Genomic DNA, 15,878 nt, shown 5'->3' on the forward strand with positions numbered 1-15,878 from the left:
GATCACTTCATTCGGTAGTGATACTGTCCCACAACTTGCATCCCAAGGCGAGCGTAGAGCGCGCGGGCGGCGGTGTTCTGCCGGGTGACGACCAGCGACAGCCGGGTGGCGCCCTGCCCGGCGGCCCAGTTGGCCGCAGCCTGGAGAAGGTGCCGCCCCAACCCCTGACGACGGCTGCTCTGGCGCACGTCGAGCGCATGGACCATCGCCTCGGCCCCGTGGCAGGCGACGAAGGCCACCCCGGCGGGGCGGTCGCCGGTGCGGCCGAGAAGCGCGGTCTTCGGTCCCGTGACCCGCTCCATGGCGGCAATCCGGGCGGGGCCGATCCCGCCCTCGGCCCAGAGCGAGCGGGCGACCTCCAGCGGCGGCCAGTGCGGGAAGGCGGTGAGGAAGGGAAGCTCGGCGGAGAGCCGGGCGACGGGGGCGGCATAGGCGACGACCGGGTCGATGATGCGCCAGCCACGGGTGTCGAGGGCGTTGTCCAGCGCTTCGTCGCCGTCGCGGATCAGGACCAGCGGTTCGGCCATCGCGGACTCAAGCGCGGAAAGGTCTGAATCGGTGAAGGGACCGTCACAGGTGGCGGCGGATACGCGCTTGCCGCCCCCCGCCCCGTCGCGCAGGGTGAAGGGGCCGAGTGGGCGGCGGCCAGCCGGAGGCCATGTCGCCTCCATCACCTCGGCAAGAAGATCGGGCGTCATGCGAACATCCGCGTCAGCTTGACCATCGCCTGATCCAGCCGGGCGGCATCGGTGCCCCGGATCACCAGGTTCGTGCCATGAGCGCCGTTCTGGATGAAGGGATAGGAGCCCATCGACAGGTCCGGGAACTCGGCCGCCAGCGCGCCGAACGGTCCGGCGATCTCGCCCTCGCCCCGGTCGACGCGCAGCGATTGCGACAGCAGCGGTGGCCCGCCGGTGAGCTTCGGCAGCACGCTCGCGACCATGGCCTGGAAGATGTTCGGCACCCCGGCCATCACATGCACGTTGCCAAGGGTGAAGCCCGGCGCGATGGACACCGGATTGTCGATCAGCGTCGCCCCGTCGGGGATGCGCGCCATGCGTTGCCGGGCTTCGTTGAAGGGCAGGCCCTGGCGGTCGTAATGCGCCTGGAGAAGCGCCAACGCGTCGGCACGGGGACCGATCATTGCGCCCATCGCCTCGGCCACCGCATCGGCGGTGATGTCGTCATGGGTGGGGCCGATGCCGCCGGAGGTGAAGACATGGGTGTATTTGCCGGACAGCGCACGGACCGCCGCGACGATCTCGGGGTGGATGTCGGCGACGATCCGCGCCTCGCGCAGGGTGATGCCGCTGCGGGTCAGTTCCCCGGCCAGGAAATGCAGGTTCGAATCGCGGGTGCGGCCGGACAGGATCTCGTCGCCGATCACCAGAATCGCCGCGGTCGGGTTGGTCATGGCCGGATTCTCCTGATCACATCTGCGGGTATAGCCGCGGCGCACGGGCTTTCAAACCCCGGCCTCTGGCCAATCCGGCGCAAGGCTCTTATGTAGGGCCAAGGAGACTGGCCTTGGACGACATTCGCGCGCGCATCACGAAAGACGGCATCCGCATCTATGAGGACGCGGATTTCGCGGGCATGCGGACGGCGGGCCGCGTGGCGGCAGAGATTCTCGATGCGGTGGCGCCGCTGGTGGTGCCCGGCGCCACGACCGGGGTGATTGACGACTTCATCACCGCCGAGATCGCCCGGCGCGGAGTCACCTCGGCGACCGTCGGCTACAAGGGCTACAAGCATGCCTCCTGCATCAGCGTGAACCATGTGGTCTGCCACGGGATTCCGGGCCCGAAGGTGCTGGTGGACGGCGACATCCTGAACGTCGACGTCACGGTGATCGTCGACGGCTGGTACGGCGACACCAGCCGGATGTATGTGGCGGGCCAGCTGGCGCGGAAGGCCGAGCGGCTGATCGACGTCACGCATGAGGGCCTGATGCGCGGCATCGCCGCAGTGAAGCCCGGCAACACGTTCGGCGACATTGGCCATGCGATCCAGGCCTATGTCGAGGCGCAAAGGATGAGCGTCGTGCGCGACTTCTGCGGTCACGGACTTGGCCGGGTGTTCCACGCGCCGCCGAACGTGCTGCACTATGGCCGCGCGGGATCGGGTCCGGTCTTGGAGGAAGGCATGTTCTTCACCATCGAGCCGATGGTGAACCTTGGCCGCCCCGAGACCAAGGTTCTGGCCGACGACTGGACCGCCGTCACCCGCGACAAGTCGCTTTCCGCGCAGTTCGAGCATTCGGTGGGGGTTACTGCCACGGGCTGCGAGATCTTCACTTTGTCGCCTGCGGGCAAGTTTCACCCGACCTGGGGGTAGCGACCAAAATCCTTGCGGAAGGATTTTGACAAGTTTCTTGCTCAAGAAACTTGGGGCTTAGATCCCCGCGTACCACTCGTATCCCCGATCCGCCCAATAGCTGCCCTTGCCGAAACCCAGGGTGGCGAGGCTGTCCACCAGCTCGATGGTGTGGACATATTTCGCCATCTTGTAGCCGAGCTGCCGTTCCACCCTGAGGCGCAGAGGCGCCCCGTTCGCGACCGGCAGCGGCGCCCCGTTCATCGCATAGGCAAGGATGGTCTGGGGGTGGAAGGCGTCGATCAGGTCGATGCTTTCATAATAGAACACCTCGCCCGAGAGGCTGCGTTCGATGGCGTCGAAGCAGTGGAAGACGGCATAGCGCGCCGTCACTTTCGGCGTTGCGAGGGTCAGGACCGTGCCGAGCGGTACGCCCTGCCATTTGGCGATGCAGCTCCACCCCTCCACACAGTCGTGCCGGGTGATCTGGCTGCGCGACGGGAGCGCGGTGAGGTCGGCGAACGACAGGCTCTGCGGGCTGTCGACCAACCCGGTGACAGTCAGGCGATAGTCGCGGAAGCCGGTCTCGGCCATCCGACGGTACTCGGCGCCGGTGGGGTCGGTCGATCCGTTCGGGCGCTGGCCCTGCCGGATGTCGGCCTCGGAGAACTCGGGCGCGAGCCGGTCGCCGATCAGGGCGCGCTGGGTGGTGCGGGTCAGGCCCTCATGGCTGGCAAAAAGCTTGCGGAGGGCGCTGTCACTGCCCGAGGCGCTGTCGAAGACCTTGCAGCCGGAAAGGGCGAGCGCGGCACTGCCGAGCAGAAGGTGGCGGCGGTCAATCATGGGTTTCATCCGTGCGATACCAGCCGGTCAGGATCGACCGCATCTCGTTCAGGGGACCGGCGAGGAGGATCATCGCCATATGGACGGCGAAGAAGCCCAAAAGTGCCAGCATGGTCAGGAAGTGGATCGTCCTGGCGGTCTGGCGGCCCTGGAAAAGGTCAAGAAGCCAGGGCGCGGCGGCATTGAAGCCTGGCGACATGGAAAGCCCGGTCAGGATCATCAGCGGCAAGGCGAGGAAGAGAACCGAGGCATAGGCGAGCTTCTGCAAGACATTGTATCCGGCGGAATGATGGAAGCGCAGCCGCGCATGGTCGGCGATGTCGCGGGGCAGGGCACGAAGATCGGCGAGCGTCGGCACAAGCTGGCGGAGGTGGCCGTTCAGGGCCGAGGCCGCCAGCCAGAGTGCCAGGGTGCCGACCAGCGTCCAGGCAAAGAAGAAATGGATCACGCGACCCGTCGCGAGGCTTTGGTAGGAGGGGATGGTCAGCGCCGCCGGGATCGCCCGCGCCTCGCCGCCCGAGACGCCGAGGAGGCCGGTCGTGTCGAACTCGGCCCCGAAAAGGCGCGTCATCCCGCGCAAGGTGTCGCCGTCCTGCCGCGCCCCGATTTCAAGGATGGCATTGTCGTACTGGAACCCGGCTTCCTTGCCGATGTGCAGGCTGGGATGGGCGTTGAAGATCTGAAGGCCCGTCAGCATCAGGAAGAAGAGCGATACCGCCCAGACCCAGTGCGCGATCCGGGTGATCAAGCGCTGGCGATAGACGAGGGGACCTTGGGGCATTGCAATTCTCCGCTTTCGCGAAGGAACGGGACCACCCCGCGAAAGTTTCACCCCGCCGACGCGGATTGCCGCCGATTGCAATTCGCGGGTCCCCGGACTATCTCGGAGGCTGACCCGAGGGGCAGGATCGAAGCCGCATGAACTGGATCACAAATTACGTCCGTCCGAAGATCAACTCGCTTTTCTCGCGTCGCGAGGTGCCCGAGAACCTTTGGACCAAATGCCCGGAATGCGGGACGATGCTGTTCCACCGGGAACTTGCGGCGAACCTGAACGTCTGCACCAACTGCGAACACCACATGGCGATCAGCCCGCGCGAGCGGTTCGAGGCTTTGTTCGACGGTGGCATCTATACCGAGGTGAAGGTGCCCGAGGCGGTGGTCGACCCGCTGCATTTCCGCGACCAGAAGAAATACACCGACCGGATCAAGGCGGCGCAGAAGGCGTCGGGCGAGAAGGATGCGATGCTGGTGGCGGAAGGCGAGATCAACCGCACCCCGATCGTCGCCGCCGCCCAGGATTTCGCCTTCATGGCGGGGTCGATGGGCATGTATGTCGGCAACGCGATCATTGCGGCGGCGGAACGCGCGGTGAAGCTGAAGCGCCCGCTGGTGCTGTTCAGCGCCTCGGGCGGGGCGCGGATGCAGGAGGGGATGCTGTCGCTGATGCAGATGCCGCGCACCACGGTCGCGGTACAGATGCTGAAGGAAGCGGGGCTGCCCTATATCGTCGTCCTGACCCATCCGACGACGGGGGGCGTGACGGCCAGCTATGCCATGCTGGGTGACGTCCAGATCGCCGAACCCAACGCCCAGATCGGCTTTGCGGGTGCCCGGGTGATCGAGCAGACCATCCGCGAGAAGCTGCCGGAAGGCTTCCAGCGCGCGGAATACCTCTTGGACCACGGGATGCTGGACCGGGTGGTGCATCGCAAGGCGATGAAGGACGAGCTGGTGACGCTGGTCCGCATGCTGACCGGCCAGCCCCCGGCGATCAAGGGCGACCTGCCCGCGCCGGTCGAGGCCAAGGCCGAAGCGGGCGCCTAAATCATGGCGCAAGGTTCCGACGTCATCCTGGAACGGATGATGACGCTGCACCCGAAGGTCATCGACCTGACCATGGGCCGGGTAGAACGGCTACTGGCGGCTTTGGGGCACCCGGAGCGGTCGATTCCCCCGGTGATCCATATTGCCGGGACGAACGGCAAAGGGTCCACGCAGGCGATGATCCGCGCGGGGCTTGAGGCGGGCGGCGACAAGGTCCACGCCTATACCTCGCCGCATCTGGCGCGGTTCCATGAACGGATCCGACTGGCGGGCGAGCTGATTTCCGAACCCGCACTGACGTCGCTGCTGGACGAATGCATGACTGCCAATGGCTCGGATGAAATCACGTTCTTCGAGATCACGACCTGCGCCGCGTTTCTGGCTTTTGCCCGCACCCCGGCGGACTGGACATTGCTGGAAGTGGGCCTTGGCGGCCGCCTCGATTGCACGAATGTGGTCGATCATCCGCGCCTGACGATCATCACCCCGGTGTCCATCGACCACCAGCAGTATCTGGGCGAGACGCTGGCCGAGATCGCGGGCGAGAAGGCCGGGATCATCAAGCGCGGGGTGCCGGTGATCGTCGGGCCACAGCTTCCCGACGGGCTGGCCGTGATCGAGGCGAAGGCCGCGCGGCTGGGGGCTCCGGTCCTTGCCTTCGGTCAGCACTGGAACGCGTTCGAGGATCGCGGGCGGCTGGTCTTTCAGGACGAGAACGGCCTGCTGGACCTGCCCTTGCCGAACCTGTCCGGCCCGCATCAGGTGCAGAACGCCGGGGCGGCGATTGCCGCGCTGCGTGCCCTTGGCCGCGATGAAGCGGCCTGCGAGGCAGCCGTCACCCGCGCTTTCTGGCCCGCCCGGATGCAGCGCCTGCGGCACGGCCCGCTGGTCGAGGCCGCGCCGAAGGTGGCGCTTTGGCTCGACGGCGGCCACAATCCGGCGGGGGGAGAGGCGGTGGCGGCAACGCTGGCGCGGATGCCTGCGCGCGAGACGCACCTGATTTGCGGGATGCTGAACACCAAGGACGTGACCGGCTACATGGTCCCGCTGGCCCCGCATGTCACCCGGCTGCATGCGGTCTCGATCCCCGGCGAGAAGAACACCCTGCCTGCCGAGGCCACCCGCGACGCGGCCCAAGCGGCGGGGATCGACGCGGTGACGGCGGGCTCGGTCGCCGAGGCGCTGGCAGAGATCGCCGCCACGTCACCGGAGGCGCGGGTGCTGATCTGTGGTTCGCTCTATCTCGCGGGAACAGTGTTGCGCGAGAACGGGTGAATGCCCTTAAACTGTCTAAATCTCGGGCAAAACTCGATCAATCGAATCCTGCCCGAGCGCCCGTCGTGGACCTGTCACCTGCCCCCAGCCCGATCTCGCGTGTCGCCCTTCTGATCGATGGCGACAACTTTCCCCGCTCCGGCCTGCCCGAAGTCGAATTCAGGGCGGCGCGTCTGGGCGAGATCACGATTCGCCGGGTGTTCGGCGACATGGCGCTGCACAAGGACTGGGCACAGGAAACCGCCTATACTGCAATGCATTGCGCGACACTGGCGGGAAAGAACCGGGCGGATATGGCGCTTGTCATCGCGGCGATGGACTTCCTTCATCGCGGACTGGCGTCGACCTTTGTCATCGTATCGGACGACCGGGATTTCGACCCGCTGGTAAGCCACATGCGCGAGCAGGGTTGCAGGGCCGAACGGATTGGCAAAGAGTCCGCGCACTCGACCGAGAAGACCAGTCCCTCGGCCAAACCAAAATCACCGACCGGCGTCGATGCGACGCTCAGAAAGGTTCGCGCCATGGTCGCCGGATCCGGCGCGGCCGGGTATCCGATCCAGCAGCTTGGAATTGCGCTTCATCAGCAGGGTATCTGTATCACGGACACGCCGCAAAAATCGCTGCGCGCCTGGCTGACCTCTTACCCGCAGGTATTCGACTGCGACCCGCGCGGACCAACGGCCCGCGTCCGCCTCAAACCCTAACCCCTCTCACCCCATACCTTGCCAGGAACATGTCCACGGCGCCATGGACGCTGCGGTGGGCAAGCTCGGGGGTGATCGTCTCGGTCATGCCGAAGATCAGCTTCTCGTGGATCGTCGCCTTGCAGAGCTGGGCGAACTGGTCGGCGGCGAGGTCGAGGTCATCGACCGCAAGTTGCCCGTTCTGCACATAGCAGCGCAGGTGGTGGACCAGCCGCGCATGGATCAGGCCCGGCCCGAAGTCGTAGAACTGGCGGCCAAGGCCGGGGAAACGCTCGCCCTCGCCCACCACGATGCGGAACATGCGCTGGCCGAAGTCCGACAACTGGAAGGCCACGATCCGCTCGGCCGCAATGGTCAGGGCCGCCCGCACCGGCAGGTCGCCCTCGACCATCGCCTCGGCCTCATCGGTCTGGCGGTGGCATTCGCAGCGCGCGACTTCCAGAAACAGGAGCTGCTTGTCGGGGAAATAAGCGTAGATCGTCGCCTTCGACACCCCGGCTTCGCGCGCGATGTCATCGACCGAGGCACGCTCGAACCCGTCGCGCATGAAGATCTTTCGGGCGCCTTCCAGCACCTGATCGAACTTCCTGCCGCGCCGGACTCCGTGATCATGGATGACGTTCATCGGCTCCTCCGGACGGGACCATAAACCATCGCGATCCCGTGCGGCAAGCGAGGCGGTCACTTGGTGAGCTGGCAAGTCGCGACTGTGCTGTCGCAGCCTTTGGTGGAGGTCGTCACAGTCTCGGTCGGGAAGGTCAGCGACGGCAGGAGCACGTTGAGCGAGTCGGCAGCGACCGGGGCGGCGAGGGCCAGGCTGGCGGCAAAGGCGTAGGCAAGACGGGTCATGATGATCTCCATTCTGAACTCTTCGGTTCAGAATCGTATCTAAACCGGACAGTTCATTTCCGCAAGCAGAAAATGAACTCTCAAGTTCAAAATCTGGCATTGCCCTATCTGCGCCCAAGCATACATTGGAATCATTCCAAACTAAGGTGTCCCTCCGTGCTGTCCGCCCTTACCTTCCGCCGCCGTTTCGCCGACCTTTCCGAACAGGAGGTTCTGGCGCTGGCCATCTCGTCCGAGGAGGACGACGCCCGCATCTACCGCAGCTTTGCCGAGCGCCTGCGCGGGGACTTTCCAGCCTCGGCGGCAGTGTTCGACGGCATGGCGGTCGAGGAGGACAACCACCGCCAACGGCTGATCGACCTGCACCGCACCCGCTTCGGCGAGGTGATCCCGCTTATCCGCCGCGAGCATGTCGCCGGCTTCTATGCCCGCCGTCCGGTCTGGCTGTCGCAATCGCTCTCGCTCGACACCATGCGCGGCGAGGCGGCGGCGATGGAGAAGACCGCGCAGGACTTCTACAGCCGCGCGGCGGCCCGCACGCAGGATGCGGCGACGCGGAAACTGCTGGGCGATCTCGCAGCGGCTGAAGCCGGACACGAACGTCATGCGCAGCGGCTGGAGGAGACCCACCTGCCGCAGGACGCGCGCGAGGAAGAGGACCGGACCGCGCGGCGCCAGTTCATCCTGACCTGGGTGCAGCCGGGGCTGGCCGGGCTGATGGATGGCTCGGTCTCGACGCTTGCGCCGATCTTCGCCACGGCCTTCGCGACGCAGGACACCTGGACCACCTTCCTCGTCGGCGCGGCGGCGTCAGTCGGCGCGGGCATCTCGATGGGCTTCACCGAGGCGGCGCATGACGACGGCGTCTTGTCGGGCCGCGGCTCGCCCCTGAAACGCGGCCTTGCCTCGGGGGTGATGACGGCGGTGGGCGGCCTTGGCCATGCGCTGCCCTATCTGATCCCGGATTTCTGGACCGCGACCACGCTTGCGATGATCGTGGTCTTCGTCGAGCTTTGGGCGATTGCCTGGATCCAGAACCGCTTCATGGAGACACCCTTCCTGCGCGCGGCCTTGCAGGTCGTGGTCGGGGGTGCTTTGGTCTTTGCCGCCGGGGTTTTGATCGGGGGCGGATGATGTATCGCAAGGGTGAGGTGAGCTACCAGCCGCTGCCGTTGCCGGACCGGGTGCAACTGGACGACGCGCGTTCGCTGGCGGCGGCCGAGGCCTTCCTCGCCTACATGAGGAAGCGCCATTCGGTGCGCGACTATTCGACAAGGCCGGTGCCCGAGGCGGTGATCGCGGCCTGCATCGCGGCGGCCGGCACGGCGCCGTCGGGGGCGAACCATCAGCCATGGCATTTCGTGGCGATCGGCGATCCGGCGATGAAGGCCCGCATTCGCGAAGGGGCGGAGGAAGAGGAGAGCGCCTTCTACGCCGGCGGGGCGGGCGACGAATGGCTGGCCGCGCTGGAGCCGATCGGGACGGGAGTGTCGAAGCCGCACCTGACCGAGGCGCCCTGGCTGATCGTCGTCTTCGCGCAGCGCTATGGCATGACCGGGGACGGCGCGCGCTACAAGAACTACTATGTGCCGGAAAGCGTGGGGATCGCCGTGGGGCTCCTGATCGCGGCGATCCATCATGCCGGGCTGGTCTGCCTGGAGCACACGCCGAACCCGATGAAATTCCTGGGCCCGATGTGCGACCGACCGGAGCATGAGAAGCCGGTGATGATCCTGCCGGTCGGCTATCCGGCGGACGGGGCCACGGTTCCGGCAGTGGCCAAGCGGAAGAAGCCGCTCGACGAGATCATGAGCATCTTCCGCGGCTGACGCCCGGTCCCGCTGCCCCGCTTGCGCCTACCCCAGCGCCGCGAACCGCCGCGGCACCACCGGCGCGGGCGCGCCATCCTCGGCGGCGGCGAGGGCCGCTTCCAGCGCGGACGGCTCTGCCGCAACCGGGTCGGCCGGGGCGGCAATCCCGGCTGCTGCCGGAGCCTCATCGGCGGCGGGCTGTTCCTGCGGTCCGGGCAGGGGCACAAGGACCGGCTCGGTCACCACCATCGTCAGCCCGCGCGGACGGTTCACGGCCAGGGATTGCCGGGGAGGCCGGTTCTGCTTCGGGCGGACCGAGGCATCGTTGACCTTGATCACGGTGAAGCTGATGTTGTCCTGGTCGGGATCGCCCAGCCGGGCCAGTTCCTCCAGCAGACGTTCGGCAATCTCGGTCGAGCGGGTCTTGCGGTATTTCGCCAGCACCTTCTCGATCTGGAGATTGGTCAGGAACTGCAACCCGTCCGAGGAGCAGATCACGATGTCGCCCGCCTTCAGCTCATAGGGCTGCGCCGGGCAGTCGATCTTGGCGATCTTCGACCCCATCAGCACCGACACCAGGCAATTGCGGTCGGGATGGTTCACCGCCGCTTCGGCGTCGAGGAGCCCCGCCTGGACCATGAAGTCGATCTGCGGCGCCATCGAATGATCTTCGTTCAGCTGGCTCAGCCTGCCGTTGCGATACAGGAACAGCGGCGAATCGCCGATGGAGATCCACCACAGGCGGTTTTCCACCAGCGCGGGCACCACCAGCGTCGCGCCCATCCCGTCGGTTTCCGGATGGGTCTCTGCGTGCTGGCGCAGGGTTTCGTTCGCCAGATTCGCCACGCTGCGCAGGATTTCCGGTGCCCGTGCCTCGAAGGCCTCGACATCGGCATAGTGGAACTTCAGCTCTGAATAGACCTCGGTCAGCACCACCTTCGAGGCGACATCGCCCGCTGCATGTCCGCCCATCCCGTCGGCGAGGACGACAAAGCCCGCTTCCGCCCCGACGGGGAAGTCGGCGGTGATGGCATCCTCCTGATAGTCACGTGCACCTTGGCTGATGCCCGAGGCGACGTCATAGCGTGGCTCACGCGATCGCCATATCATGCCCGTCTCCTTCCGCCTCGAAGGTGGACCAGTTGAACGCGGGCGTACACAACACTTTCAGGACCAGCGTCGTCTCGCCGATCTGGATTTCATCACCATCTCCTGCAGGTTCGGTGGACAGAAGCGGATGGCCGTTCAGCCGCACCAGGTTCGACTTGCCGCCGTGGCCGACGTGGAACTGGTGCGAGGCCGGGTCATAGGCGATGGCGGCATGGTTCTGCCGCGAGATCGCCATGTCGCCGAAGTCGAGCGCAACCGTCTGGTCGTTGCCGCGCCCGATCTGCGACACGCCCTGCGACAGCGCGAAGGAGGCGCCTTTGCCCGGACCGTCCTTGACCACCAGCCAGCCGGCCGGGAACATCACATAGCCCTTGCCGGGCGAGGGGGGAACCGTCGGGATCGGCACGCCGTCCTGCCCCTCGAACAGCGGCACCACCTCTGCCGGCTGCGCCTCGAATCCAAGGACACGAGTCTTGGTCCGGGTCGGGCGACGCGGCGCGGCTTCCGCCCGTGCGGGCGCAGGCTCGGGCTTCGGCTCTTCGTCCTCGAGATCCCAGATGCTGCGGGCGGCGGGCGCGATGCCCTCGGGCAGCGGCGCCTTCGCCTTGACCACCCGATGCGGCCGGGCGACCGGCGCCTCTGGTTCCACTTCGGTCTCGATGGTCGCGACCGGGGCAGGGGCCGCAGCGGCGGCCAGAGCCTCGCGCAGGCGTTTCACTTCCAGTTCCGCAAGCGCGGTCATCACGGGATCGGGTCCGGCATCGACCGTGCCGCCGGGATGGCCCGGCTCGTCGGACTCGCCAAAGATAGAGCGAAGGAACTTCAAGGCTTTCTCTCCCCGTCCTCGTGTTTCGGCAAATGCAGGCCTAGCCGGTCACCCCAAGCCGGAATTCCGCATTCAGTGTACTTGCACCTCGACGAATACCAAAACTGTAAGTTGTGACACCGTTCGCGAATTCACGCGTCAGTATGTCCCGCAGGGCGGTTGCGGTTCCCAGGCTCTCGCCCGTGGGCGTGTAGACCAGGAGCACATCGCCCACCGCCAGTGATCCCGCGGCCTCGGGCGGCACTTCCGAAACCACCGTCTCGGTTCCGGTCGCGGTCTCGGCCATCTCGAAGGTCAGCCCGCCGGGCAGGCGCAGCATGTTCGTCACCAGCACCAGCCTGTCTGCCGCCGATGCGGACGCTGCCGCAGGCGTCGCTGCATTGGCCTCACGTTCGGTGCCCCCGGGCTGAAGCAGCCCCGGCAAGGACAGCAGCCCGACCAAGAGCAGTACCGCCGCCGCCGAGGAGACCAGCAGATCGCGCGATCCCCCCGCCGCGGGGGCCGGCTGCACGACCGCCCCGACGTCGGACGCCGTTGCAACGGGTGCGGTACGGACGGGCTGAGGCGCGGTCGCCGCCTCGGATTGCGTTGGCGAATGCGCCGTCACCGGATGCCGCCCGCCTGCGCCATCCAGCATCATGCGCCATTCGGCCACCGATTGCAGGCGGTCGCGCGGGAAGATCTCCATCGCCTTGTCGATGGCTTGCAGGAATTCGTGCGGATAGGCGCGGAACCGGCCGGCCAGAGGGCGCAGCGGGTCGCCCTCGCGGCCGGCGATCGAGGAGAGCCGTTCCTGCGAGGTCCTCGGCGTCTCGCCCGAGATCAGGTGGTAGAAGCTGGCCGCCAGCGCATAGAGGTCGCTCGATGGGGTCTGCTTGCTGCCGTGAACGTAGAATTCCTGCGGCGAGTAGCCGTCCTTGACCACGCGAAGGCCGGACACCGCCCGGCTCTTGCGCGTCACTTCCTTCCGCGAGGCGCCGAAGTCGATCAGGATCGGTTGCCCGGTCGTCTTGTCCAGGAGGATGTTGTCCGGCGAGATGTCGCGATGCAGCAGGCCTTGCCCATGCACATGGTCCAGCGCATCCAGCATCGCGGTCAGGTGCGCGATGATTTCCTTGGGTGTCAGCGGCCGGGCGCTGCCTTCCACCGTCTGCAAGAGGTCGGGACCATCTATATAGTCCATCGCCATATAGGCGGTATCGTTCTCCTCGAAGACGTGCTGGACCTTGACGATATTCGGATGGTCAAGCTTCGACAGCGTCACCGCTTCTTGCAGGAAGCTCTGGACCGCGGCCTGGAAGCCTTCCTGCTGCTGGCGCGACCGCGCGCCGACCGTGGCGCCGATGCGGCGGCAGAAGGCCGACGGATAGCATTCCTTGATCACGACCCGGCGGTCCAGCGAATCGCGCGCCAGATAGACGATGCCGAAGCCGCCGCTGTTCAGGAAGGATTCGATGGTGAACTGACCGAACAGCAACCGCGACCCCGGCGGAAGCTCGTCATTGGTTCCGAATTCGATGTGGTCGATCTTGCGCGCGGCAGCCGTCATTCCGATACCCATTCCATCGCCTCTGCATGCCCCCATCAGAAGCGCGGTGTCTCATCGTCTAACCAATGAGTTGGGCCAAAACGTGAAGCCATTTCGTTCCTTTTTCGCCACAATCCCGCAACTGGAAGCTGAGGCGGCCTTGGTTCCATGCAGCGTAAAGGCTTTCAATTCTGCTGCAAGTTGTGCGGTTTTGCCCGCATAGCGCCGAAACGGCCGGGTTTCGGTGCAACAATGCGCGATTCCAGGCTTGCCAAGCTTTTGCCACAACCTCGGGATGGTCGGCGCAGTCCGCGCCCGCCTGCTTCCGGTGCCGCGCTTGCGTTGACGCCCGATTCCCGGGGCGCGGCCTTGCCCTTTCGAGCGATGCGTGACACCACGGGACCATGCTGGCGATCTTCCTGAAAACCCTGCCGTTCTTCGCGCTGATCGGTGTCGGCTATGTCGCGGGCCGCACCCGCTTCTTCAGCGAGGAAGCGACAGCCTACCTCACCCGCTTCGTCTTCTACTTCGCGCTCTCGGCCATGCTGTTCGGCTTTGCCGCCAATCTTGACGTGGCAGCGATCTTCAACTGGCCTTTCGTCTTTGCCTACACGCTGGGGACCGGGCTTGTCTGGCTTCTGGTCGCCACCGCGGCCCTTGGGCGCGGCACCAGCCGGGAAGAGGCGGTCTTCGAGGCGCATACCGGGGTGATCGGCAATGTGGGCTTCCTGGGGATTCCCATGCTGTCGCTGCTTCTCGGCCCGCAGGCTGTCGGGCCGGTGCTCCTGGTTCTGGCGGTCGATCTCATCATATTCTCCTCGATCCTGACCATGGCGATCACCGGATTGCGCGCCGGAAGGGTCAGTGTGCAGACCTTCGGCATCCTCGCGGTCGGGCTTGCCAAGAACCCGATGATCGTGTCCGTCATCCTTGGCATCGCCTGGGGCGCGACCGGCCTTGCGCTGCCCGGCCCGGTGGGCGAATTCATGACGCTCCTCGGCGCCGCAGCCACGCCCTGCGCGCTGTTTGCCATCGGCGCCTCGCTGGCCGGAAGGTCGGCGGAACGGATCGAGGTCGCGGCCTGGCTATCCCTGTCCAAGCTGGCCCTGCACCCCGCCGCCGTGGCAGCGGCCTGCTGGCTCTTCGGGGTTGGCGGCTATCCGGCAGGCGTGATGATCGCCGCGGCTTCCTTGCCGGTGGCGGGCAACGTCTTCATCCTTGCGCAGCACTACCGCGTTGCGCCACAACGGGTTTCCACCGCGATCCTTCTGTCGACCGCCGCGTCGGTCCTGACCGTGACGGCCGTGATCGCTCTGATCAGCCAGGGGGGCTACACATGAAAACCGTCTCGGAAAACCGGGCTTTCGGCGGCGTTCAGGGCGTCTATACCCATGCCTCGCAGGCGACCGGAGGCGATATGACCTTCGGTCTCTTCCTGCCAGAACAGGCCGAGGACGGGCCGGTGCCGCTCTTGTGGTTCCTCTCCGGCCTGACCTGCACGCACGAGAACGCGATGATCAAGGCCGGGGCGCAGCGCTGGGCGGCCGAGGCCGGGATCGCGCTCTGTTTCCCCGATACCTCGCCGCGTGGCGAAGGGGTGGCGAACGATCCGGACTTCGCGCTGGGCCAGGGGGCGGGCTTCTACGTCAACGCCACGCAAAAGCCTTGGACCCCGCATTTCCGCATGTGGGATTACGTGACGGACGAGCTGCCACGCCTGCTCTTCAACGCCTTCCCGCTGGCCGAGGAGGCGCAGGGGATCACCGGGCATTCGATGGGCGGCCACGGTGCGCTGACCATCGCGATGAGCTTTCCGGGCCGGTTCAAATCCGTCTCGGCCTTCGCGCCGATCTGCAACCCCACGGCGAGCGATTGGGGCCGTCCGCAATTTTCTGCCTATCTCGGGAAAGACGAGTCGTCCTGGGCGGCGCATGATGCCACGCTTCTGATGCGGCGCCGGGGATTCGACGGGCCGATGCTGGTCGACCAGGGGACGTCGGACCAGTTCCTCGACAAGCTCCGCCCCGAGGCGCTGGCCGAAGCGATGGCCCAGGCGCGGCAGGGGGGGACGTTCCGGATGCAGAAGGGCTATGACCACAGCTATTTCTTCGTTTCGACCTTCATGGAAGACCATGTGTCGTTCCATGCACAGGCTTTCCTGGCTTAGCGCGACCCTTCTGGCCCTGTCGCTGGTGTCGCCGGTTGCTGCCGGACCGGCCGAATCGGTCCTGAGTGCGATCAACTCGGCGCGGGCCAAGGCGGGATGCGGGCCGTTGCGGCTGAACGGCAAGCTGGTGGCGGCGGCGAAGGCCCATGCCCGGGCGATGGCCGAGCAGAACTTCTTCGGGCATGCAGGGAAGGACGGCAGCCGGTTCTCGAACCGGATCAAGCGGCAGGGCTACAGCTACAGCACGGCGGCCGAGAATATCGCGGCGGGGCAGAAGTCGGCGTCGCAGGTCGTCGCCAGCTGGATGAAAAGCTCGGGCCACCGGAGAAACATCCTGAACTGCCGGATGACCGAAACCGGGATCGCCGTGGTCTACCAGGCCGAGGACAGGCCGATCCGGGGCAATCCGGCCCCGCTGCGATATTACTGGGTACAAGTGTTCGCCGCGCCGGGGTGACGGGCTGTCCACCGTGGGCACTTTATCGCGCCAATGAAATCAATATCCTGTCTGTGGGCGTTTACGAACGGCTAACCAGGCTGCGGCGGAAACACCCATCCCTCGGGCAAGCCTTCGCTGTTGTGCGGTGGGCAGAATTGCGGGTAGCCTTTCGCCAAACGG

18 protein-coding genes are annotated in these 15,878 nt (G+C 66.2%); 9 read left to right on the forward strand and 9 right to left on the reverse strand.

Annotation, left to right across the window (positions count from 1 at the left end; translation table 11 throughout):
• Window positions 1–2 precede the first annotated feature (2 nt).
• Window positions 3–698, reverse strand: a complete 696-nt coding sequence (locus JNJ68_RS18030; RefSeq protein ID WP_294984693.1) for a GNAT family N-acetyltransferase — start codon at window positions 696–698, stop codon at window positions 3–5.
• Window positions 695–1,414 carry a molybdopterin-binding protein gene (locus tag JNJ68_RS18035; RefSeq protein WP_294984696.1) on the reverse strand — a complete coding sequence of 240 codons (720 nt, stop codon included), beginning with the start codon at window positions 1,412–1,414 and terminating at the stop codon, window positions 695–697. The genes JNJ68_RS18030 and JNJ68_RS18035 overlap by 4 nt, the downstream gene beginning before the upstream one ends.
• A gap of 113 nt (window positions 1,415–1,527) precedes the next feature.
• Here JNJ68_RS18035 and map point away from each other — a divergent pair, with 113 nt between their 5' ends.
• A complete protein-coding gene (gene map, locus JNJ68_RS18040; protein WP_294984699.1) occupies window positions 1,528–2,337 on the forward strand; it encodes a type I methionyl aminopeptidase in 810 nt (269 codons plus the stop codon).
• A 57-nt stretch (window positions 2,338–2,394) separates the two neighbouring features.
• Here the strand turns inward: map and JNJ68_RS18045 are convergent, their stop codons facing one another.
• Both JNJ68_RS18045 and JNJ68_RS18050 read right to left on the reverse strand, forming a co-directional pair.
• Window positions 2,395–3,159 (reverse strand): molybdopterin-dependent oxidoreductase, encoded by a 765-nt coding sequence (locus JNJ68_RS18045; protein WP_294984701.1) that lies wholly within the window; start codon window positions 3,157–3,159, stop codon window positions 2,395–2,397.
• On the reverse strand, window positions 3,152–3,940 hold the full coding sequence (locus tag JNJ68_RS18050; protein ID WP_294984704.1) for a cytochrome b/b6 domain-containing protein: 789 nt from the start codon (window positions 3,938–3,940) through the stop codon (window positions 3,152–3,154). The genes JNJ68_RS18045 and JNJ68_RS18050 overlap by 8 nt, the downstream gene beginning before the upstream one ends.
• 137 nt (window positions 3,941–4,077) lie before the next feature.
• On the opposite strand from JNJ68_RS18050, the gene accD reads away from it, so the two are divergent.
• From accD to JNJ68_RS18065, 3 genes are all read left to right on the forward strand, one after another.
• Window positions 4,078–4,986 carry an acetyl-CoA carboxylase, carboxyltransferase subunit beta gene (gene accD / locus JNJ68_RS18055; RefSeq protein ID WP_294984707.1) on the forward strand — a complete coding sequence of 303 codons (909 nt, stop codon included), beginning with the start codon at window positions 4,078–4,080 and terminating at the stop codon, window positions 4,984–4,986.
• A 3-nt stretch (window positions 4,987–4,989) separates the two neighbouring features.
• The gene (locus JNJ68_RS18060; protein ID WP_294984709.1) at window positions 4,990–6,261 is read left to right on the forward strand and encodes a folylpolyglutamate synthase/dihydrofolate synthase family protein; all 1,272 of its coding nucleotides are present in this window, start codon (window positions 4,990–4,992) and stop codon (window positions 6,259–6,261) included.
• A 65-nt stretch (window positions 6,262–6,326) separates the two neighbouring features.
• The gene (locus JNJ68_RS18065) at window positions 6,327–6,968 is read left to right on the forward strand and encodes an NYN domain-containing protein (RefSeq protein ID WP_294984712.1); all 642 of its coding nucleotides are present in this window, start codon (window positions 6,327–6,329) and stop codon (window positions 6,966–6,968) included.
• Here the strand turns inward: JNJ68_RS18065 and JNJ68_RS18070 are convergent.
• Together JNJ68_RS18070 and JNJ68_RS18075 are read right to left on the reverse strand one after the other, a co-directional pair.
• The gene (locus JNJ68_RS18070) at window positions 6,958–7,593 is read right to left on the reverse strand and encodes a TetR/AcrR family transcriptional regulator (RefSeq protein ID WP_294984715.1); all 636 of its coding nucleotides are present in this window, start codon (window positions 7,591–7,593) and stop codon (window positions 6,958–6,960) included. The genes JNJ68_RS18065 and JNJ68_RS18070 overlap by 11 nt on opposite strands.
• A 56-nt stretch (window positions 7,594–7,649) precedes the next feature.
• The gene (locus JNJ68_RS18075; protein WP_294984718.1) at window positions 7,650–7,817 is read right to left on the reverse strand and encodes a hypothetical protein; all 168 of its coding nucleotides are present in this window, start codon (window positions 7,815–7,817) and stop codon (window positions 7,650–7,652) included.
• 156 nt (window positions 7,818–7,973) lie between these two features.
• Between JNJ68_RS18075 and mbfA the strand changes: the two genes are divergently transcribed.
• Both mbfA and JNJ68_RS18085 read left to right on the forward strand, forming a co-directional pair.
• A complete protein-coding gene (gene mbfA / locus JNJ68_RS18080; RefSeq protein ID WP_294984721.1) occupies window positions 7,974–8,951 on the forward strand; it encodes an iron exporter MbfA in 978 nt (325 codons plus the stop codon).
• Complete coding sequence (locus JNJ68_RS18085; RefSeq protein ID WP_294984724.1) at window positions 8,951–9,646, forward strand: nitroreductase family protein; 696 nt, start codon at window positions 8,951–8,953, stop codon at window positions 9,644–9,646. The genes mbfA and JNJ68_RS18085 overlap by 1 nt, the downstream gene beginning before the upstream one ends.
• 27 nt (window positions 9,647–9,673) lie before the next feature.
• Here the strand turns inward: JNJ68_RS18085 and JNJ68_RS18090 are convergent, their stop codons facing one another.
• From JNJ68_RS18090 to JNJ68_RS18100, 3 genes are read right to left on the reverse strand one after another with little or no spacing between them, the layout of a single operon-like run.
• Window positions 9,674–10,738, reverse strand: coding sequence for a protein phosphatase 2C domain-containing protein (locus JNJ68_RS18090; RefSeq protein WP_294984726.1), 1,065 nt, complete (start codon window positions 10,736–10,738; stop codon window positions 9,674–9,676).
• A complete protein-coding gene (locus JNJ68_RS18095; RefSeq protein WP_294984729.1) occupies window positions 10,719–11,564 on the reverse strand; it encodes an FHA domain-containing protein in 846 nt (281 codons plus the stop codon). The genes JNJ68_RS18090 and JNJ68_RS18095 overlap by 20 nt, the downstream gene beginning before the upstream one ends.
• A gap of 40 nt (window positions 11,565–11,604) precedes the next feature.
• A complete protein-coding gene (locus tag JNJ68_RS18100) occupies window positions 11,605–13,125 on the reverse strand; it encodes a serine/threonine-protein kinase (protein WP_294984761.1) in 1,521 nt (506 codons plus the stop codon).
• A 371-nt stretch (window positions 13,126–13,496) separates the two neighbouring features.
• On the opposite strand from JNJ68_RS18100, the gene JNJ68_RS18105 reads away from it, so the two are divergent.
• From JNJ68_RS18105 to JNJ68_RS18115, 3 genes are read left to right on the forward strand one after another with little or no spacing between them, the layout of a single operon-like run.
• Window positions 13,497–14,432, forward strand: coding sequence for an AEC family transporter (locus JNJ68_RS18105; protein ID WP_294984764.1), 936 nt, complete (start codon window positions 13,497–13,499; stop codon window positions 14,430–14,432).
• Complete coding sequence (fghA, locus tag JNJ68_RS18110) at window positions 14,429–15,259, forward strand: S-formylglutathione hydrolase (RefSeq protein ID WP_294984766.1); 831 nt, start codon at window positions 14,429–14,431, stop codon at window positions 15,257–15,259. The genes JNJ68_RS18105 and fghA overlap by 4 nt, the downstream gene beginning before the upstream one ends.
• Complete coding sequence (locus JNJ68_RS18115) at window positions 15,237–15,716, forward strand: CAP domain-containing protein (protein WP_294984770.1); 480 nt, start codon at window positions 15,237–15,239, stop codon at window positions 15,714–15,716. Before fghA ends, JNJ68_RS18115 begins: the two co-directional genes overlap by 23 nt.
• Window positions 15,717–15,878 lie beyond the last annotated feature (162 nt).

This window comes from Tabrizicola sp., from assembly GCF_016793705.1.
Classification (GTDB): domain Bacteria; phylum Pseudomonadota; class Alphaproteobacteria; order Rhodobacterales; family Rhodobacteraceae; genus Tabrizicola.